This is a genomic window from Streptomyces sp. MNU89 (assembly GCF_020982505.1).
Taxonomy (GTDB): Bacteria; Actinomycetota; Actinomycetes; order Streptomycetales; family Streptomycetaceae; genus Streptomyces; species Streptomyces xinghaiensis.
In genome coordinates this window covers 4,529,874-4,549,692 of the sequence record NZ_JAJKLL010000001.1, presented here as the reverse complement: position 1 = coordinate 4,549,692, position 19,819 = coordinate 4,529,874, and the positions used below count along the sequence as shown (strand labels likewise).

Annotated in this window: 15 protein-coding genes and 1 pseudogene; 7 read left to right on the top strand and 9 right to left on the bottom strand. The window is 74.4% G+C overall.

The window, feature by feature from the left end; all coding sequences use genetic code 11:
• Position 1: 1 nt before the first annotated feature.
• Genes E4N63_RS19575 through hutU form a run of 3 tightly spaced genes read right to left on the bottom strand, consistent with a single transcriptional unit; the run spans position 2 to position 4,394 of the window.
• A complete protein-coding gene (locus tag E4N63_RS19575; RefSeq protein WP_125624744.1) occupies positions 2–1,468 on the bottom strand; it encodes a formimidoylglutamate deiminase in 1,467 nt (488 codons plus the stop codon).
• Positions 1,459–2,715 (bottom strand): allantoate amidohydrolase, encoded by a 1,257-nt coding sequence (locus tag E4N63_RS19570; RefSeq protein WP_308188718.1) that lies wholly within the window; start codon positions 2,713–2,715, stop codon positions 1,459–1,461. Before E4N63_RS19570 ends, E4N63_RS19575 begins: the two co-directional genes overlap by 10 nt.
• Positions 2,712–4,394, bottom strand: coding sequence for a urocanate hydratase (gene hutU, locus E4N63_RS19565; protein ID WP_125624742.1), 1,683 nt, complete (start codon positions 4,392–4,394; stop codon positions 2,712–2,714). Before hutU ends, E4N63_RS19570 begins: the two co-directional genes overlap by 4 nt.
• 251 nt (positions 4,395–4,645) lie before the next feature.
• Here hutU and E4N63_RS19560 point away from each other — a divergent pair, with 251 nt between their 5' ends.
• Both E4N63_RS19560 and E4N63_RS19555 read left to right on the top strand, forming a co-directional pair.
• Positions 4,646–6,022 (top strand): diaminopimelate decarboxylase, encoded by a 1,377-nt coding sequence (locus E4N63_RS19560; protein ID WP_230241314.1) that lies wholly within the window; start codon positions 4,646–4,648, stop codon positions 6,020–6,022.
• Between the two features lie 38 nt (positions 6,023–6,060).
• Positions 6,061–7,434, top strand: a complete 1,374-nt coding sequence (locus E4N63_RS19555) for an APC family permease (RefSeq protein ID WP_228429515.1) — start codon at positions 6,061–6,063, stop codon at positions 7,432–7,434.
• Between the two features lie 238 nt (positions 7,435–7,672).
• On the opposite strand, the gene E4N63_RS19550 is transcribed toward E4N63_RS19555, so the two are convergent.
• From E4N63_RS19550 to E4N63_RS19540, 3 genes are all read right to left on the bottom strand, one after another.
• Positions 7,673–8,305, bottom strand: a complete 633-nt coding sequence (locus E4N63_RS19550) for a hypothetical protein (protein WP_228429514.1) — start codon at positions 8,303–8,305, stop codon at positions 7,673–7,675.
• A gap of 168 nt (positions 8,306–8,473) precedes the next feature.
• Positions 8,474–9,349 (bottom strand): MurR/RpiR family transcriptional regulator, encoded by an 876-nt coding sequence (locus E4N63_RS19545; RefSeq protein ID WP_227959549.1) that lies wholly within the window; start codon positions 9,347–9,349, stop codon positions 8,474–8,476.
• Positions 9,350–9,564: 215 nt separating this feature from the next.
• The gene (locus E4N63_RS19540; protein ID WP_374112881.1) at positions 9,565–11,043 is read right to left on the bottom strand and encodes an acyl-CoA synthetase; all 1,479 of its coding nucleotides are present in this window, start codon (positions 11,041–11,043) and stop codon (positions 9,565–9,567) included.
• A gap of 295 nt (positions 11,044–11,338) precedes the next feature.
• On the opposite strand from E4N63_RS19540, the gene E4N63_RS19535 reads away from it, so the two are divergent.
• Positions 11,339–11,764: a hypothetical protein gene (locus E4N63_RS19535; protein ID WP_125626111.1), complete on the top strand. Its 426-nt coding sequence runs from the start codon at positions 11,339–11,341 to the stop codon at positions 11,762–11,764.
• A gap of 487 nt (positions 11,765–12,251) precedes the next feature.
• Here the strand turns inward: E4N63_RS19535 and E4N63_RS19530 are convergent, their stop codons facing one another.
• Positions 12,252–13,637, bottom strand: a complete 1,386-nt coding sequence (locus tag E4N63_RS19530; protein ID WP_125626112.1) for a cystathionine beta-synthase — start codon at positions 13,635–13,637, stop codon at positions 12,252–12,254.
• A gap of 183 nt (positions 13,638–13,820) precedes the next feature.
• Between E4N63_RS19530 and E4N63_RS19525 the strand changes: the two genes are divergently transcribed.
• From E4N63_RS19525 to E4N63_RS19515, 3 genes and pseudogenes are all read left to right on the top strand, one after another.
• On the top strand, positions 13,821–15,005 hold the full coding sequence (locus E4N63_RS19525) for an SGNH/GDSL hydrolase family protein (RefSeq protein WP_230241313.1): 1,185 nt from the start codon (positions 13,821–13,823) through the stop codon (positions 15,003–15,005).
• A 353-nt stretch (positions 15,006–15,358) separates the two neighbouring features.
• Positions 15,359–16,579 (top strand): acetyl-CoA C-acetyltransferase, encoded by a 1,221-nt coding sequence (locus E4N63_RS19520; protein ID WP_125626114.1) that lies wholly within the window; start codon positions 15,359–15,361, stop codon positions 16,577–16,579.
• A 483-nt stretch (positions 16,580–17,062) separates the two neighbouring features.
• Positions 17,063–17,874, top strand: a pseudogene (locus E4N63_RS19515) (hypothetical protein).
• A 41-nt stretch (positions 17,875–17,915) separates the two neighbouring features.
• Here E4N63_RS19515 and E4N63_RS19510 read toward each other — a convergent pair.
• Entirely contained in the window at positions 17,916–18,281 is a 366-nt protein-coding gene (locus tag E4N63_RS19510) for a hypothetical protein (protein ID WP_125625557.1), read from the bottom strand.
• Between the two features lie 97 nt (positions 18,282–18,378).
• On the opposite strand from E4N63_RS19510, the gene E4N63_RS19505 reads away from it, so the two are divergent.
• Positions 18,379–18,609 (top strand): DUF4287 domain-containing protein, encoded by a 231-nt coding sequence (locus E4N63_RS19505; RefSeq protein ID WP_019711705.1) that lies wholly within the window; start codon positions 18,379–18,381, stop codon positions 18,607–18,609.
• A gap of 177 nt (positions 18,610–18,786) precedes the next feature.
• Here the strand turns inward: E4N63_RS19505 and E4N63_RS19500 are convergent, their stop codons facing one another.
• Positions 18,787–19,620, bottom strand: coding sequence for a Bax inhibitor-1/YccA family protein (locus E4N63_RS19500; protein ID WP_230241312.1), 834 nt, complete (start codon positions 19,618–19,620; stop codon positions 18,787–18,789).
• Positions 19,621–19,819: the final 199 nt, after the last annotated feature.

Genomic DNA, 19,819 nt, shown 5'->3' with positions numbered 1-19,819 from the left:
GTCACCCGCCGTCCGCGTCCAGCAGCGCGGCGACGGACTCCGCCAGTGCCCGCGGTACGTCGTCCACGAGCAGATGGGCGCCGTCCCGGACGATCTCGCGGCCGCCGACCACGGTGTGCCGGACGTCCGCGGCCGTCGCGGCGAAGACCGCCGCCTCCGCGGCCAGCCGCGGCGGCGGGCCGGCCGTGCGGACGGTGTCCAGGGCGACGGTGGTGAGATCGGCGAGCGCTCCCGGTGCGATGCGGCCCGCCTCGGGCCAGCCGAGTGCGGCGTGGCCGTCGGCTCCGGCGGCGCGCAGCAGTTGCGCGGCCGTCCAGTGGCCGCGGGTGCGGGAGGTGAGGCGTTCGTCGAGCTCCATCGCCCGGGCCTCCTCCAGCAGGTCGATGACCGCGTGGCTGTCGCTGCCGAGCGAGAGCCGGCTGCCGGCGTCCCGCAGCCGTACCGCCGGGCCGATGCCGTCGGCCAGATCGCGTTCCGTGGTGGGGCACATGCACACACCTGTGCGGCTGCCGCCGAGCAGGCCGATGTCGCCGGCGGTGAGATGGGTGGCGTGGACGGCGGTGGTGTCCGGGCCGAGGACACCGTGGTCGGCGAGGAGCCGGGCGGGGGTGCAGCCGTGTGCGCGGCGGCAGGCGTCGTTCTCGGCCGTCTGTTCGGAGAGATGGACGTGGAGCGGTGCCCCGCGCTCCCGGGCCCAGGCGGCCACCACGGGCAGCCCCGCCGCCGGGACGGCGCGTACGGAGTGCACCGCGGCCCCGATCCGCGCGTGGACCGCGGGCTTCAGAGCCGCGGCGCGCTCCGCCCACGCCTCGGCCGTGCCGTCGCCGAAGCGCAGCTGGGGCCCTTCGAGAGGCCTCCCGGTGCGGCCGGCGCCGCCGGTGCCCTCGGGGAAGCCCGCGGCCAGATAGGCGGTGTCGAGGAGGGTGAGGCGGATGCCCGCCTCGGCCGCGGCGGCGATCAGAGCCTCACCCATGACGTTGGGCTCGGCGTAGCGGGTACCGCCGGGGGCGTGGTGGAGGTAGTGGAACTCCCCGGCGCAGGTGATGCCGGCCAGGGCCATCTCGGCGTACACGGCGCGGGCGAGGGCGTGGTAGCCGTCCGGCGTGAGACGGGCGGCGGCCCGGTACATGACGTCGCGCCAGGCCCAGAAGGAGCGCGGCGCCCCGCCGTCCCCGGAGCCGCCCCCGGTGCCGTGGCCGGTCTGGGCGCGGCCGCGCAGGGCCCGGTGGAAGGCGTGCGAGTGGGCGTTGGCCAGGCCGGGGAGGGTCAGGCCGCGCAGGACGACGGCGCCGGGCGGCGGCTGCGGAGTGCCGGTGATTCCGGCGGTGCCGGTGCCGCTGCTTCCGGTGGTTCCGGTGCCGGTGGTGCCGACCCCGGCGATGCGGCCGTCCGCGCCGGCCGTGATGGTGACGCCCGCCGCTACGGTGCCGTCGAGCCAGGCGTACTCCGCCCAGTAGGTCAGGGGCACGCCAGTCCTTCCAGTACGTCGGCGAGCGCGGTGACTCCGGCGAGGCAGTCGTCCTCGTCCGCCGTCTCGGCCGGCGAGTGGGAGACGCCGGTGGGGTTCCGTACGAACAGCATGGCCGCCGGAACCTCGGCGGACAGGATGCCGGCGTCGTGTCCCGCGCCGGTGGGCAGCACGCGGGCGCCGCCGAGGAGGGCCGTGATCCGGTCGCGCAGCGCGTGTTCGAACTCGACGACGGGTGTGAACGATTCGCGGGTGACGCCGACCGTCACGCCGTCCCGCTCCCCCCGCTCCGCGGCCGCGCGTTCGATCGCGGTGACGACGGCGGCGAGGGTCTCCTCGTCGGCGGCGCGGGAGTCGAGCCAGCCGCGCACCAGGGAGGCGATGGCGTTGACGCCGTTCGGTTCGACGGCGGTCTTGCCGAAGGTGGCCAGCGCACCGGCGCGCGCGGCCTGTTCGCGGGCGGCGAGGACCGTGTGGGCGTAGGTGAGCATCGGGTCGCGCCGGTCGGCGAGGAGCGTGGTGCCCGCGTGGTTGGCCTCGCCGCGGAAGTCGAAACGCCAGCGGCCGTGCGGCCAGATGGCGGAGGCCACGCCCACGGCGTCGCCGGTACGGGCCAGGGTGCGGCCCTGTTCGATGTGGAGTTCCACGAACGCGCCGATACGGGACAGGCGTTCGGGGTCCGGGCCGATGCCCTCCGGGTCGTGGCCGGCCCGTTCCATGGCCCGGGCCAGGGTGGTGCCGTCGGTGTCGCGGAGTTCGCGGGCCGCCGAGGGGGTGAGCCCGCCGGTGGCGAGGCGGGAGCCGGCGCAGGCCAGGCCGAAGCGGGCGCCCTCCTCGTCGGCGAAGTTGGCGACCGCGAGCGGCCTGGCGGGGCGGGCGCCGCGAGCGCGGAGTTCGTCCAGGGCGGCGAAGGCGGAGACGATGCCGAGCGGCCCGTCGAACGCCCCGCCGTCCGGTACGGAGTCCAGGTGCGAGCCGGTGACCACGGCGCTCCCCGGTTCGGTGCCGGCGTGCGGGGCGGTGCCGAGCCAGGCCCACTGGTTGCCGTTGCGGTCGGTCTCGCAGACGAGCCCCCGGGCGCGTGCCTGGCCGGCGAACCAGGCGCGGCAGTCGGCGTCGGCGTCCGTCCAGGCGTAACGGCGGTAGCCGCCGGTGCCGGAGTGGCGGCCGACGGGCGCGAGGTCCCGCCACATCTCCCGGAAGGACGCGCCGTGGGTCCAGCGGGCGGTGCCGGTGGCGGCGGTCATCGCTGCTCCTCACCCTCCCGCATCGGGATGCGGACGCCGCGCTCCGCGGCGACCTCCTCCGCGCGCTCGTACCCCGCGTCGACGTGACGGATGACGCCCGTGCCGGGGTCGTTGGTGAGCACCCGGCGGATCTTCTCCCCGGCGAGCGGGGTGCCGTCGGCGACGGTGACCTGCCCGGCGTGGAGGGAGCGGCCCATGCCGACGCCGCCGCCGTGGTGGACGGAGACCCACGAGGCGCCGGAGGCGACGTTCACCATGGCGTTGAGCAGCGGCCAGTCGGCGATGGCGTCGGAGCCGTCGCGCATGGCCTCGGTTTCGCGGTACGGGGAGGCGACCGAGCCGCAGTCGAGGTGGTCGCGGCCGATGACGATCGGGGCCGCCAGTTCACCGGAGGCCACCATGTCGTTGAAGCGCTCCCCCGCCTTGTCGCGCTCTCCGTAGCCGAGCCAGCAGATCCGGGCGGGCAGGCCCTGGAAGTGCACGCGCTCTCCGGCGAGGCGGATCCAGCGGGCGAGGGACTCGTTCTCCGGGAAGAGATCGAGGACGGCGCGGTCGGTGGCCGCGATGTCGCGGGGGTCGCCGGAGAGGGCGGCCCAGCGGAAGGGCCCCTTCCCCTCGGCGAAGAGCGGGCGGATGTACGCGGGGACGAAGCCGGGAAAGTCGAACGCCCGCTCGTATCCGGCGAGTTGTGCCTCGCCGCGGATGGAGTTGCCGTAGTCGAACACCTCGGCGCCCGCGTCCTGGAAACCGACCATGGCCTCGACGTGCCGGGCCATGGACTCGCGGGCGCGGTGGGTGAAGTCGGCCGGCTTCTCGGCGGCGTACGCGGCCATGCCGTCGAAGTCGACCCCGAGCGGGAGGTAGCTGAGCGGGTCGTGGGCGCTGGTCTGGTCGGTGACGATGTCGACGGGCGCACTCTCGGCGAGCATCCGCGGCAGCACCTCGGCCGCGTTGCCGAGCAGGCCGACGGAGAGCGGTTCGCGCCGGTCGCGGGCATCGACGGCGAGCCGCAGTGCGTGTTCGAGGCTGTCGGCCCGGACGTCGAGATAGCGGTGCTCGATCCGGCGTTCGATGGCGCGGGGGTCGCAGTCGACGCAGATCGCGACGCCGCCGTTCATGGTGACGGCGAGGGGCTGGGCGCCGCCCATCCCGCCGAGGCCGGCGGTCAGGGTGATGGTGCCGGCGAGGCTGCCGTCGCCGCGCCCCCGGGCGGCCAGCTTCGCGGCGACGGCGGCGAAGGTCTCGTAGGTGCCCTGGAGGATGCCCTGGGTGCCGATGTAGATCCAGGAACCGGCCGTCATCTGGCCGTACATGGTGAGGCCGAGCGCCTCCAGGCGGCGGAATTCCTCCCAGGTCGCCCAGTCGCCGACGAGGTTGCTGTTGGCGATCAGCACGCGCGGGGCCCACTCGTGGGTGCGCATCACCCCGACGGGGCGGCCGGACTGGACGAGCATCGTCTCGTCCCGCTCCAGGGTGCGCAGCGTGCGGATCATGGCGTCGAACGAACCCCAGTCGCGGGCCGCCTTGCCCGTGCCGCCGTAGACCACGAGCCGGTCCGGATGCTCGGCGACCTCCGGGTCGAGGTTGTTCTGCAGCATCCGCAGGGCGGCCTCCTGTGGCCATCCCCGGGCGCTCAGCTCCGTACCGCGCGGTGCGCGCACGGGTCGCGGTCCCGCCATGGGCCTGCCTCCCTGCTGGGCTTCCGCCCTGACTGGATTGATTCATTCACATACTCACGGCATGAATATAAGTAGTCAACAGCGGCGTGCGGCCGCCGGCGGTGCCGACGGGTGACCGCCGGCCACGGACGGAGCAGGCACCGGGCCGGTGACCGGACGCGCGCTCCCGCGCACGCCCCGGCGTCGCATCCCGCCGCCGGGGCCCGGGCCGGTACTGGGCAGGGAGCCGCCGCGAGTGGTGGAGTGGTGCCATGACCTCCAGCGACACCACCGGGGCGGCGGGCGGGGAGCCGTACGGGCCCACGGAGACCGCCGCGCGCCGGGAGCAGGCCGTGCGCGCCGCCGTACGGCAAGGGCTCCTCGGGCCGGCCGACCCCGTCATCGGGCTGCTGGACGTGGCCGGCATCCGGGCCTCCGCCGCCGGGCTGCGCGCCGCCTTCGAGGAGGTCACCGCGCCGGGCACCCCCGTGCTGCACGCCTTCGCGGTCAAGGCCGCCTCCCTGGTGCCCGTGCTGGCGCTGCTCGCCGACGAGGGCCTGGGCTGCGAAGTGGCGAGCCCCGGTGAGCTGGCGCTGGCCCGCGCCGCCGGTGTGCCGCCCTCCCGGATCGTCCTGGACTCACCCGCCAAGTCGGTCGCGGAGCTGCGCGAGGCCCTGGCGCTCGGGGTCGCCGTCAACGCCGACAACGCGGAGGAACTCGCCCGCATCGACGCCCTCGTCCACGCGGCCCCGGTCGCCTCACCGCTCGGGCTGCGGGTGAACCCGCAGGTCGGCGGCGGCACCATCGAGGCGCTGTCCACCGCAACGGAGACCTCCAAGTTCGGTGTTCCGCTCCGTGACGAGGGGGCGCGTGCCTGGCTCGTCCGCGCGTTCCTCGACCGGCCGTGGCTCACCCGGCTGCACGCCCACGTCGGCTCCCAGGGCATCCCGCCGGAGCTGATGGCCCGCGGGGTGCGGGAGACCTACGAGCTGGCGGAGGAGATCAACGACGCCGCCGGGCAGCGGCGGATCACCACCCTGGACATCGGCGGCGGCCTCTCCGTCAACTTCGCCTCGGACCGCGAGCACCCGACCCACCGGGAGTATGCGAGGACGCTGCGGCACACCGTACCCGGCTTGTTCGACGGGCGGTACGGGCTCGTCACCGAGTTCGGCCGGTCCCTGCTCGCCAGGCACGGCACCGTCCTGGCCCGGGTGGAGTACGCCAAGACGGCGGGGAGCCGGCCGATCGCCGTCACCCACGCGGGCGCCCAGCTCGCCACCCGCACGGTCTTCGCACCGGACTCCTGGCCCCTCCGGGTGGCGGCGTACGACGCGGAGGGGCGGCCGAAGACCGGGCCGGTGGTCGAACAGGACATCGCGGGCCCGTGCTGCTTCGCGGGCGACCTGGTGGCGCGCGGGCGTCCGCTGCCGCGGCTGGAGAGCGGCGATCTGGCCGCGCTGCTCGACACCGGCGCGTACTACTTCTCCAACCACTTCGCGTACAACAGCCTGCCCCGGCCCGCCGTCCACGGCTTCGTCCGCACCTCCCGGGACGTGCGCTTCGCCCTCGTACGGCCCGCACAGACGCTCGACGAGATCGTGGCCGAGAGCGGCGGCGACCGGCCCGACGCACTGAGGTCGATCTGACGGATGCCAACGGCCGCCGGCCGGGTAGTCCCTCTCCCATGCAGAACCCCGGCCCGCCCACAGGACAGCCCGCCCCGCCTCCGCCCGCCCCGGCGGACGACACCGCACCGCTCAAACGGGTGCTCGGACCCAAGCTGCTGATCCTGTTCGTGGTCGGCGACATCCTGGGCACCGGCATCTACGCCACCACCGGCAAGGTCGCGGGCAAGATCGGCGGCGCACTGTGGCTGCCGTTCGTCATCGGCTTCGTGCTCGCCCTGCTGACGGCGGCCTCCTACGCCGAACTGGTCGGCAAGTACCCGAAGGCGGCGGGGGCCGCGCTCTACACCCAGAAGGCGTTCAAGGTGCCGTTCCTGACCTTCATCGTCGCCTTCATGGTGATGTCCTCGGGCCTCTCCTCGGCGAGTGCGGCGGCCCGGGCCTTCAGCGGCGACTACATGGCCGAGTTCGCCGACGTACCGCCGTCGCTGGTCGCGGTGGCCTTCGTCCTGGCGCTCGCGGCGCTGAACCTGCGCGGCGTCTCGGAGTCGGTGAAGGCCAACGTCGTCCTGACGCTGGTGGAGCTGAGCGGCCTGCTGGTGATCATCGGGATCGGGGCGTACGCCGTGCTGTCGGGCGGCGGGGAGCCCTCCCGGCTGGGCGAGTTCGAGGCCGGGGGCACCGGGTTCGCACTGATGACCAGCGTGCTGGGGGCGACCGCGCTCGGCTTCTTCGCCTTCGTCGGATTCGAGGATTCGGTGAACATGGCGGAGGAGACCAGGAACCCGGTCCGCACCTTCCCCCGGGCGCTCTTCGTCGGCGTCGCCGTCACCGGCACCATCTACGTGCTCGTGGCCCTGATCTCCTCGCTCCTCGTCGACTACCGCGTCCTGGAGGGCTCCTCGGGGCCGCTGCTGGAGGTCGTGAAGGCGGGCGGCGTCGACTTCCCGCCGGAACTCTTCGCGCTGATCGCCCTGTTCGCCGTCACCAACTCGGCGCTGATCAACATGATGATGGCCTCCCGCCTGGTCTACGGCATGGCCAACGAACGCATCCTGCCGCGGGCCATGGGGCGGGTGCTGCCGATCCGCCGGACCCCCGTCACCGGGATCGCCTTCACCACCCTGCTCACGCTCGGACTGGTGTCCACGGGCGAGATCGAGGGGCTGGGCGACACCACCGCGTTCCTGCTGCTGTGCGTCTTCGCCCTGGTCAACGTCTCGGTGCTGGTACTCCGCCGGGACCGGGTGGAGCACCGGCACTTCCGTACGCCGACGGCGCTGCCCCTCCTGGGCGCCGTCACCGCGCTGCTGCTGGCGAGCCCGCTGGCCGACCGGGCCGCCGACGTCTACGTCCGCGCCGGCGTGCTGCTGCTGATCGGGGTCGCGCTGTGGGCCGTGAACAGGCTGGCGCTACGGGCCCGTTCCGAGTGACGCCGGACGGCGCGGGCGCCACCGCGCCGGGTCGTCCGCGCGGACGACCGCGCGAGGCGTCCACGCGAATCCATGCGAGGCATCCGCGCGGGCCGGGCGGCGTACGCGAACGCCCGTACGGACTGAACCGCCGTACGGGCGATACGCGGAGGGGTGCCCCGGGCCCGCGCGCTCCCGGCGCCCACAGGTTTCCCGGGCCGCCGCGGGCGGCCGACGACGGACCGCCTTCGGACCGCCGTCAGACCGCTGCCGCGGTGCGCTTCCGGGTGCCGGCCGCCGGCGCCGGGCGCCCCGCGGCCGGGAGCGCCTTGCGCCTCCCGCCGCCCGGCGCGGCGTCGCCCGCGGCGATGCCCGTCGTCCGGTAGCCCCGGGTGTCCTTGCCCGCCGGGCCGCGCCGGGCCCACTCCGGACGGACCCACAGCAGCGCCTCGTTCCTCCGCTCCCAGCGGCCGAGCCACACGGCCTTGGCCCACAGCCCGGCACCGGCCCCGGCGAGCAGCATCCCGCCCGCCGCCGGCGCCGCGAAGGAGGAGCCGAGGGCCGCGGCGGCCGCCGCCCACAGCCACCAGCGGTGCCCGCGCCGCCAGACCCGGGCGGTCACCGCGCGGTCCTGCAGGAAGTCCCGCCGCCCGGCCCGCGCGGCGCCGTCCGCCAGCTCCCGGTACCGTCCGCGCCGCGCGGCGAACGCGGCCACCGCCGCGAGCAGCAGCAGCGCGGCCCCCGCGAGCAGCCCGGTCCGCCGTCCCAGCAGACTCACGGGAACGGCGGCGCCCAGCGCCGCGGTCACCAGTCCGGTCCACCACATCCACACCGCGGGCACACGCACCATCACCGCCACGCGTGCCAGCGTCGTCGCCGCCTCGCGCCCCACAGCGGGCCTCCTTGTCGCTCGATGTCACCTCGAATGCGGTCTCGGTAGGGGCGCATTGTAGTGAGGACGTATGAGAAACGGATAAGGAAAGCCGCGGCCTCTCCGGCCTCGGCGCTCCGTCCTTCCGTGGCGGACGGGCGCCCGGCGCGTGCCCGCCGGACAGGACGGCTAGTCGACGAAGAGCCCGCGTGCGGCGGCCCGGGCGTCGAACTCCTCCAGCCGGGCCTGCGCGTCCGGCAGTCCGTCGCACATCGCCTCCAGCAGCACGCGGCCGAGCATCATCGGCGCGCAGGCGGTGTCGAACGCCAGCCCGGTGCCGACGGCCGCGGGCAGCAGCAGGTCCGAGTGGCGGGCGACGGGCGCGAAGGCGCTGTCGGCGACGGTCACGACGGTCAGTCCGGCCGAGCGCGCGTGGTCGAGGGCCTCGGTCACCTCGCGCGGATGGCGCGGCAGCGCGAAACAGAGCAACGCGCTCGCGCCCGCGCGCCGGGCCGCGTCGACGCGGTCGGCGAGCATCGTGCCTCCCTCGTCGAACAGCCGGACGTCCGGGTGCACCTTGGCCGCGAAGTAGGCGAAACCGCGCGCCTGCGCGGAGGCCGCGCGCAGCCCGAGCACCGGCAGCGGGCACGACGCGGCCAGCAGCCGTCCCGCGTGCTCCACCGGCTTCGGGTCGGCGAGCAGCGACGCCAGATGGCGCAGATTCTCCATCTCCGCGTACACGGCCTGCTGGTAGGCGTTGTACGCGCCCGAGGCGGGACCGCGCTCTGCGGCCGGTACGTCCCGCAGGTGCCGGCGGAGCGCCGGATAGCCGTCGAAGCCCAGAGCGACCGCGAAGCGGGTCACGGACGGCTGGCTCACCCCGGCGAGCTCGGCCAGCTCCACGCTGGACAGGAACGGCGCGTCGGCCGCCCGCCGCACCATGCAGTGCGCGATCCGGCGCTGCGTGGGCGTCAGCCGGTGTCCTTCGAACAGCTTCTGCAGCCGGGCCGCGGCGCCGGCCGCGTTTCCGCCGCCGGCCGTCCTCCCCGTGCCGGTCCCGGACATCGGGCCTCCCGCCGTCGGGCCCGCGCCTCGGCGTGAGCCATTCACCAACCACGAATCTGTATGAGTCTATGCAGAGCTCCGGCCGCCCCCCCTCCGGCCGTCCCACCATCCCGCCGCCCTGCCCGCCCTGCCCGTCCTGTCCGCCTGCCTGTCCTGCCTGTCCTGCCCGTCCTGCCGAGTCCTGCCGTCCGACGTCCCCCGCCCCGCCGTCCGCCTCAGAGCGGCGGGAGCAGCCGCTTCTGCGGCTTGCCCATGGCGTTGCGCGGCAGCGCGTCCAGGAAGCGGACCGCGCGGGGGCGCTTGTGGACGGAGAGATGGCCGGCCACGAAGTCGGTGAGCTCCCGCTCGGTGACCGGGCCCCCGGCCACGACATAGGCGACGACCTGCTGCCCGAGATCCGGGTGCGGCGCCCCGACGACGGCCGCCTCCCGCACCGCGGGGTGGTCCAGCAGGGCGCTCTCCACCTCCCCGGCACCGATCCGGTACCCCCCGGACTTGATGAGGTCGGTGGAGGCCCGGCCGACGATGCGGTGGTGGCCGTCCTCGCCGATGGCGGCGATGTCACCGGTGCGGAACCAGCCGTCGGCGGTGTACGAGGCGGCCGTCGCCTCCGGGCGGTTCAGATAGCCGGAGAACAGCGTCGGCCCGGTCAGCTGCAGTTCGCCGATCTCCGCCCCGGGCTCCGCGACCAGCCGGGTGCGCACGCCCGGCAGCGGCAGCCCGACCGAACCGGGGCGCCGTTCGCCGCCGGCGCGGGTGGACACGGTGATCAGCGTCTCCGTCATCCCGTAGCGCTCCACCGGCCGCTGCCCGGTGAGCCGTTCGAGGTCCCGGAAGACCGGGGTGGGCAGCGGTGCGCTGCCCGACACCAGCAGCCGGGCGCCGCTCAGCGCGCGGGCCGCGTCCGGGTCGGCGGCGATCCGGGACCAGACGGTCGGCACCCCGAAGTACAGGCTGCCGCCGGCCGCCGCGTACGCCGCCGGAAGCGGCCGTCCCGTGTGCACCAATCGGCAGCCGGTGCGCAGCGCCCCCAGCACGCCGAGCACCAGGCCGTGCACATGGAACAGCGGCAGCCCGTGCACCAGGGTGTCCTCCGCCGTCCACTGCCAGGCGTCGGCGAGCCCGTCCAGACCGGCCGCCATGGCGCGGCGCGGGATGAGCGCGCCCTTGGGGGCGCCGGTGGTGCCGGAGGTGTAGAGGATCATCCCGGTGGTGTCCGCGCCGGGTTCCGGAGCGTTCCAGTCCGAGCGCTCGGCGAGACCGACGGGCAGGAACGGCACGGCCGGCGGGGCTCCCGCCGGCGGCCCGGACGGCCCGCTGCCCGCTCCCGGGCCCCGCTCCGAGCCCTGCGGCCCGCTGTACGCCGCCGCGCCCGCGGCCTCTTCCGTCCCCTGCCGCCCGAGCATCAGTTCGGCGCCCGAGTCCCGCAGGATGTGCCCGCGTTCGGCGGGGCCGGCGTCCGGCGGCACGGGGACCACGGGCACCCCGGCCAGCAGCCCGCCGGCCACCGCGGCGACCGTCTCCAGGGACGCGTCCGCGTGCACGGCGACGGCCCGGGCCCCGGAGATCCGCGAGGCCACCGCGCCCGCCGCGGCCAGCAGCCGCTCCCGCGAGCAGGACCGTCCGGCGACGGCCAGCGCGTCCGGACCGTCCTCGCCGGACGGGCCGCCGGACGGCGACAGGGCGGGCAGCAGCGGACCTGCGACGGGACCGGGCCCGGCACCGGCCTCCGGTCCGCTCGGGAGGGACGCCGCGGGCGGTCGGCGAGGGTTCGGGCACGGGAGGGTTCCTTTCCGCGGGACGGCGGTGGTGGCCGCGACAACGGCGACCGCGGCGGCGCCGGGCCGGCGCCGGCACGACGGCCGACAGCGGTGACGGCGGCGGTGACGAGGACCACCGCCCCCAGCATGGTGCCCGGTGGTGGCACCGCCCCGGATTGGGGGGTTGTCCCCACTGTGCCGGGGGCCCGTCGTCTCTAGCGTGGTCACCATGGAAGCCCGTGACCCTGAGCTCAAGAAGGATCTCAACGCCACCCTGCACGCGCGCAGGGAACTGGGATCGGAGTACGAGTCGGAGCTCGTCGACTCGTTTCTGGAGAAGCTGGACGGCGCCGTCGACCGCCGGGTGCGGCGGCAGCTCGCCGAGAGCCAGATGGTCGTCGCCCGCGGCTCCCGTCCGCCGGGGGCCCGCGAGGGCTGCGGTGACAGCTTCGGCGACCGGTACGGCTTCGGCATCATCTCGCTGGTGCTGGCCGTGCCGCTGTCGGCGATCGGCGCCGGGGTGGCGGGGCTGCCCGGCCTGATCGTCTCCTGGATCGGCATCGTCGGCGTGAACGCCGTCCACGGCAGCGGCCGTGCGCCCTGGTCCCGCTCCCAGCGCCGCGAGAAGCCCCGGCAGACCTCCGAGTGGGACTGACGGCCGGACCGATCACCGTTCCGCGGCCGGACCGCCGCGCCGACGAAGCGGCCCGGCGCGCCCCGCCCCTTGGGGAATGAGGAGCGGGGCGCGGGCCACGAGCGCGGGACGGAGCCCTCGGCCGGCGCGGGCCACGGAACCGTCCGCGGCCGCCCGGCGCCGCGGCGGTGCCGGGCGGCCGGGCGCGCGGGGCGCGGAAAGCGATAGGCGGGGACCGCCGCACCCCGGCGCGAGCGCCAGGGGCGGGACGACGGCGGTCCCCGCGTGGGACGCGACCGAAGCCTGACCGGGAGGCCGCGTCCGGGCGACCATGGAGGTCCGGGAGCCGCTCCGGATGTCCTGGCGCCGTTCGGGTGCCGGCTCGTTCACCTGTGCGGTGTCCCTGCCGACATCCACCACTGTGCCCCGCGACTGTTAAGGCCGTGATGCGGGTGCGTGTCGTCCGCGTACCTTCTGCCGGAACACCCGAATTCCCCTACGGAGAGGGCTACTTGGCGGTCTTCGCCAGATACGCCAGCAGGTCCTGGCGGCTGACGACACCGGTCGGCTTGCCGTCCACCAGCACCACCGCCGCGTCGGCGCTCTCCAGCACCGCCATCAGGTCCGCCACCGGCTCGCCCGACCCGACCTGGGGCAGCGGCGCGCTCATGTGCTTCTCCAGCGGGTCCTTCAAATCGGCGCTCCGGGTGAACAGCGCGTCGAGCAGGTCCCGTTCGACGACGGAGCCGATGACCTCGGCCGCCATCACGTCCGGGTGGCCGGCGCCCGGCTTCACGATCGGCATCTGCGAGACGCCGTACTCGCGCAGCACCTCGATGGCCTCGCCGACCGTCTCCTCCGGGTGCATGTGCACCAGCGAGGGCAGCCCGCCGTCCTTGTCGCGCAGGACGTCGCCGACGCGCGCGGCGCCGCCGCCCTCCTCCAGGAAGCCGTAGTCGGCCATCCACTCGTCGTTGAAGATCTTGCTGAGGTAGCCGCGGCCGCTGTCCGGCAGCAGGACGACGACCACGTCGTCCGGCCCGAGCCGCTTGGCCACCTCCAGCGCGCCCACCACGGCCATCCCGCACGAACCGCCGACCAGCAGGCCCTCCTCGCGGGCGAGCCGCCGGGTCATCCGGAAGGAGTCCTTGTCCGAGACGGCGACGATCTCGTCGGCCACCCCGCGGTCGTAGGCGTCCGGCCAGAAGTCCTCGCCCACGCCCTCGACGAGATACGGCCGCCCGGAGCCGCCGGAGTAGACCGAGCCCTCCGGGTCCGCGCCGATGACCTGGACCTTCCCGCCGGAGACCTCCTTCAGATAGCGGCCGGTGCCGCTGATGGTGCCGCCGGTGCCGACACCCGTGACGAAGTGGGTGATCTTCCCCTCCGTCTGCTCCCAGAGTTCCGGGCCGGTCGAGTGGTAGTGCGAGAGCGGATTGTGGGGGTTGCTGTACTGGTCGGGCTTCCAGGCGCCCGGAATCTCACGGACGAGCCGGTCGGAGACGTTGTAGTACGAGTCCGGGTGCGCGGGGTCCACGGCGGTGGGGCAGACCACGACCTCGGCGCCGTACGCCCGCAGCACGTTGATCTTGTCGGTGGAGACCTTGTCCGGGCAGACGAAGACGCACTTGTAGCCCTTCTGCTGGGCCACGATGGCCAGCCCCACCCCGGTGTTTCCGGAGGTCGGCTCGACGATCGTGCCGCCGGGGCGGAGCTCGCCGGACTCCTCGGCCGCCTCGATCATCCGCAGGGCGATCCGGTCCTTCACCGACCCGCCGGGATTGAAGTACTCGACCTTGGCCAGGACCGTCGCCGACAGCCCTTCCGTCACGTGGTTGAGCTTCACCAGCGGGGTGTTGCCGACAAGCTCGATCATCGAATCGTGATACTGCACGACGTCTCCAGGTTCGGCGGGGTCTCCGCAATCGGGGGCGGTCGCTGTTCGGGTGCCCGTCCCACCAGCCTATTGCGCGCTCCGGGTGGTGTGCCCGCCGTGCGCGGGCGTTGCGAAGGGGGCGCGGCGGGGCAAGGAACCGGTAGGCGTGCCAGCGGTTGGCGGCCGGGAAGCGGGGCGGAGATGTCGGTGTCCAGGGCGAGGGTGGCGCGGCGCATCGCCGCCGCGGCGGCCTACGGCGGTGGTGGCGCGGGGCTCCTGGGCGGCGCCGCCGTCGGGCTGCTGCTGGCGGAGATGCGCTGGGCGCGGCGCCTGGTCGGCGTCCCGGACGGTGAGCCGCCGCGGGCGGACGGCTGTTACGGAGCCTCGTTCGCCCTGCTGTCGGACGTGGAACCGCTGCGGCTGGGCTTCCTCGGCGACTCCACGGCGGCCGGGCAGGGCGTGCACCGGGCGCGCGAGACGCCGGGCGCGCTGCTCGCGTCGGGGCTCGCGGCGGTGGCCGAGCGGCCGGTGCTGCTGCGCAATCTGGCGCTGTCGGGGGCGATGTCCGGGGATCTGGACCGGCAGGTGTCGCTGCTGCTGGCGGACCGGGAGCGGGTCCCGCACACCTGCGTGATCATGATCGGTGCGAACGACGTCACCAACCGGGTGCCGGCCGCCCAGTCCGTACGACTGCTCTCGGACGCCGTGCGCCGGCTGCGGGACGCCGGCTGCCAGGTGGTGGTGGGCACCTGCCCGGACCTGGGCACGATCGAACCCGTGTACCAGCCGCTGCGCTGGGTGGCGCGCCGGCTCAGCCGGCAACTCGCGGCGGCGCAGACGATCGGCGTGGTCGAACAGGGCGGCCGCACGGTCTCCCTCGGCTCCCTGCTGGGCCCGGAGTTCGAGGCCAACCCGCGCGAGCTGTTCGGACCGGACAACTACCACCCCTCGGCGGAGGGGTACGCCACGGCCGCGATGGCCGTGCTGCCGACCCTGTGCGCGGCGCTGGGGCTGTGGCCGGAGGAGCGGCTGGACGTCTCGCGGGCCGAGGGCATCCTGCCGGTCGCCCAGGCGGCGGCGCAGGCGGCTTCCGAGGGTGGTACGGAGGTGGCCGCGGCCGGGGGCACGGCGGCGGGCGCGGGGCCGGCGCGCGGCCCGTGGGCGCTGCTCAAGCACCGGAGGCGGCGCCAGCTCCCGAAGGACGACACCCCGGCGGCGGACGGGGGACGGCAGCCCGGCCCGGAGCCGGAGCGAGAGCCGGAGCGGGAGCCGGAACACGGGACGGAACGCACGCCGGAGCGCGGGCCCGGGCGGGCGCCGGACCCGAAGCCGGGGCGCGGGCCGGAGCGGTCGTCCGGCCGGGCGACCGGACGGGTGGCCGGCTGACCGCCGCCCGGCGGTCGCCGGGTCGCTCGTCCGAGCGATGCCGGGGGCGGCGGCCGGCCACCCGGCGGAGCGGACGAGTGCCCTGCGCGCCCGGTGCGAGTACTGAGCCGACGGGGACCCGGGGAGCCGCGGGGACGGCGGGGCCCTGCCCCGAACGGGCCGTCTGTGCCCCCGTACCAAGGGGACGCGGGCCGGGCGGTGCAGCCGCACAAGCGCTGGTCCGGGCCTTCCGCAAGAGCTGAGCAAGCGCTTAGAAAAGAGGCCGGTGTCACACACCTCAGACCGTGACCCGGGCTGTACGTGGAGGTAACTTCCCACTCAGTCCTGCCTTCTCGCCCCCTCTTGGAGCCGTGATGCCCGAAGCCGTGATCGTCTCAGCCGCCCGCTCCCCGATCGGCCGGGCCTTCAAGGGCTCGCTCAAGGACGTCCGCCCGGACGACCTGACCGCCACGATCATTCAGGCCGCGCTCGCCAAGGTCCCGGAGCTCGACCCGCACGACATCGACGACCTGATGCTCGGCTGCGGCCTCCCCGGCGGCGAGCAGGGCCACAACCTGGGCCGGATCGTCGCCGTGCAGATGGGTATGGACCACCTGCCGGGCTGCACCGTCACCCGCTACTGCTCCTCCTCCCTCCAGACCTCCCGGATGGCCCTGCACGCCATCAAGGCCGGTGAGGGCGACGTCTTCGTCTCGGCGGGCGTCGAGACGGTCTCGCGCCAGGTCAACGGCACCTCGGACGGGATGCCCGGCACCCAGAACCCGCTGTTCGACGAGGCGCAGGCCCGCACCGCCGCGCGCGCCGAGCAGGAGGGCACCGACTGGCACGACCCGCGCGAGGACGGCCTGATCCCCGACGCGTACATCTCGATGGGCCAGACCGCCGAGAACCTGGCGCGCCTCAAGGGCGTCACCCGCCAGGAGATGGACGAGTTCGGCGTGCGCTCGCAGAACCTCGCCGAGGAAGCCATCAAGAACGGCTTCTGGGAGCGGGAGATCACTCCGGTCACCACCCCGGACGGCACCGTCGTGGCCAAGGACGACGGCCCCCGCGCGGGCGTCACGCTGGAGGGCGTCTCGGGTCTCAAGCCCGTCTTCCGCCCCGACGGACTGGTGACGGCCGGCAACTGCTGCCCGCTGAACGACGGCGCCGCCGCCCTGGTGATCATGTCCGACACCAAGGCGCGCGAGCTGGGTCTGACGCCGCTCGCCCGGATCGTCTCCACCGGCGTCTCCGGCCTGTCCCCGGAGATCATGGGCTACGGGCCGGTCGAGGCCAGCAAGCAGGCGCTGCGCCGGGCCGGGCTCTCCATCGGCGACATCGACCTCGTCGAGATCAACGAGGCGTTCGCCGCGCAGGTCATCCCCTCCTACCAGGACCTGGGCATCGACCTGGACCGGCTCAACGTCAACGGCGGCGCCATCGCCGTCGGCCACCCGTTCGGCATGACGGGCGCCCGGATCACCGGCACGCTCATCAACTCCCTGCAGTGGCACGACAAGCAGTTCGGCCTGGAGACGATGTGCGTCGGCGGCGGCCAGGGCATGGCGATGATCATCGAGCGCCTGAGCTGAGCCGGACGGGGCCGGCGACCGGCGACCGGCGACCGGCCGGACCGGACCGGCACGAGGACGGGGCCGCACCACGGGGGACCGCGGTGCGGCCCCGTCCGTTGCGGCGGGCGGGCCGGCCGGTCCGGAAAGCGGAAGGCGGAGCACGGACCGCCGGGGGACAGCGGCGCACTCCGCGAAACGGAAGGCACGCCCCGCCTCGGCGGCGGACTCCGCGGCCGCGCGGCGGCCGAAACGGAAGCCGGTCACGGACGGTGCGGCCGCGGCCACCCGGCTGACCCCGTCGTGACCTAATCTCCCCCAGGATGTGATCTACCTCCCCGGAGACGCCGTTACCGCAGCTCAGACGGTTGAAGCAGAAACGTATCGGCAACGCCGGCCGTCCGTTTGGTGAGGTTCCGCACTGACATCCGGGCGGAGCCACCATCAAGCTGAGGTAGGAATTCTTGGGGAGCCGTCGATTCCGGGAGAACGTCAGTGAGCGCCATGTCCATCGCCCTGCTGCTGGCCGCGTCCGCCGCCACGGCCGCGGGAGCCGCGGCCCTGCACGCCGCTCACGGTGTGCGCCGGCAGATCACGGCCCTGCGGGCCGAACTGGCCGCCACCGACCGCACCGCCGCACAGCTGCCCTCCCCCCGCCCCACACCCGCCGAGGAGATACGGACGGCCGTCACCCAGGCCCTTGCCGAGGAGCGGGAGCGCGAACTCGCCGAGGCCCGCGCCTTCTGGGCCGCCCAGGAGGCCCGTGACGCCGCCGACGCCACCCTGCTCAGCGGCCTCACCGGATACGGCGAGGACGGCCCGGGCCTCCTCCCCGCCAGCCCGACCCGACCGGCCTGGAGTCCTTCCTCGCCGCGGACTCCCTGAGCGCCCTCGACGCCGGCGAGGAGGACGACGCGGACGTGGAGATCGAGGAGCCGGCCGAGTCCCCGGAGCTGGCCGCCGCCCGCCGCCGCCACCCCTCCCACCCGGACTTCACCCCTCACACCTCGGCCACGGCCCACCACGAACGCACCATCGCGCTCCTCGCGGAACTGGCCGAGGACGGCATACCCCTGGTGGACGTCCGCCCCGGCCCGCTCGGCACACTCGACGTCTACGTCTTCGCCGACGGCACGACGGTCTGCATGACCCCGGGGCACCGCGAGACCGCGGAGCACCTGGTGGCGGCCCTGCAGGAGGGCACCGTCCCGTTCCTGCTCGGCGGCTCGGGCGTCTCCGGCGCGTACGCCCTGACGTTCGCCTGCGGCCAGGAGAGCATCTACGTCCTCGCGGACCGGGTCATCGCCTCGCTCTGACGGCGCGCCACCCGGGCGGAGCGGGCCCGAAGGCCCGGGGCTCAGCAGCCGCAGCGCTGCGCCGCCGCCCTGACGAGCGCCACCGCCTCGGACAGCTCCGCCGCGACCGCGTCCGCGCCCCCGCCGTCCGTACCGACGCCGCCCGTACCGCCGTCCGCACCGCGCAGGGCCGCCGCCAGGTCGTGTCCCGCGACGGCGACCTGGTCGGCCACCGTGAACAGCCCCGCCTCCGGCATCACCAGCGGCTCCCGGCCGGGAAACTCGATCCGCTGGGCGCGCACCGCCAACTCGCGGGCCAGCTCCAGCCCTTGCGCCGCCGCGCCGCGGCGCAGCCGGCTCCGGGGCGCGGCGCGCAGGCGGTCGGCGAGCCGGTCGACGGCGGTCTCCAGGGGCGTTACATCCAGCACGCCGGAAGCGTATGGGGCCTTCCGGACCATTGCCAAGGGACGAACGCTCAGGCACGGTGACGTGAAGGACCAGCATTGGAACCGCCCGGAGGCGCCGATGTCCCAAGTCTTCTCGGAAGAGACTCACCGGAACCTGCTCTCCCGCATCCCCCATTGCACCGGCCGCGATATCGCCGACTGGCTGCGCACCGTCGACGAAGGCCCCGCGCTCTTCCGCTTCGAGGAAAAGGTCAGCTGGCTGCGGGGCGAGCACAATCTCGCCTACGGCCATGCCAAAGCGATCATTCACGAACACGACCTGAGGCGAGCCGCGCGCAAGCTTCTCTGAGGGAGGTCCGTCCCCCGTAGGTCCGTCCCCCGTCCGGCACGCCCGGCGCGACGACAGGAAACGCGGCGGCGCGAGAACGCGAAAGGGGTCCGGAGGCTTTCCGCCTCCGGACCCCTCGTCGTGTCACGTGTCACTCGCGCCGCTCGGGGGCGGTTCGCACCGCCCGCCGCGGGAACGTCAGTCTCCGCGCAGGATCGCGATCAGCCGCAGCATCTCCAGGTAGATCCACACCAGGGTCAGCGTGAGGCCGAACGCCGCCAGCCAGGACTCCTCGCGCGGAGCGCCGTAGGCCAGGCCGTCCTCGACCTGCTTGAAGTCGAGGGCGAGGAAGGCGGCGCCGAGAACGATGCCGACGATGCCGAAGACGATGCCCAGGCCACCGCTGCGGAAGCCGAGGCCGTCACCGCCCGCGAAGACCATGAACAGCAGGTTGACGGCGGTCAGCAGCACGAAGCCGATCGCGGCCGCCATCACGAAGCGGTAGAACCGCTGCGTGACCCGGATGATCCGCGTCTTGTAGGCGATGAGCACACCGGCGAAGACCGCCATCGTGCCGAGCACCGCCTGCATCGGCGCGCCTTCGAACTGCTCGTTGATCGCGCCGCTGAGCGCCCCGAGGAAGAGGCCCTCGAAGGCCGCGTACGCCAGGATCAGCGGCGGGGACGGCTTGCGCTTGAACGCCTGGATCAGCCCGAGGACCATCGCGATCAGCGCGGCGCCGATGGCCAGGCCGAGCGGCATCTCCATGAGCCACGCGACGGCGGCACCGACGACGACGGTGCCGAGCGTCATGCCGGTCCGCATGACGACGTCGTCCATCGTCATCCGGTCGGCCTGCGGCGGCGCGCCGTGCATCTGCTGGGTCGGCTGTGCGTACGGGTTGGTGCCCGCGTACGGGTTGCCGGTCTGGACAGCGGCGGGGCCCCCGGCCTGCGGTGCCGCGTTGAAGCCCGCGTAACCGTTGTCGCGGCTGAATCCCCGTCGCGAGAAGACCGGGTTGCTGCTCCTCATCTCACTCCTCCGTGGCCGCCCTGCGCGACCTTGCCTCAAGAGTAATGGGTTAGCAAAAAAATCACCCTAGTGCTCAGGGAGGATCTTTGCAGGCGACACCGTCAACGGCGTCGCCCGGATACACATTCCCGCGATGACACCCGGCGGCACACCGGGAGTGCGAAGGTTTTTCCCCGTCAGATTCCCGGACTTGCGCCGG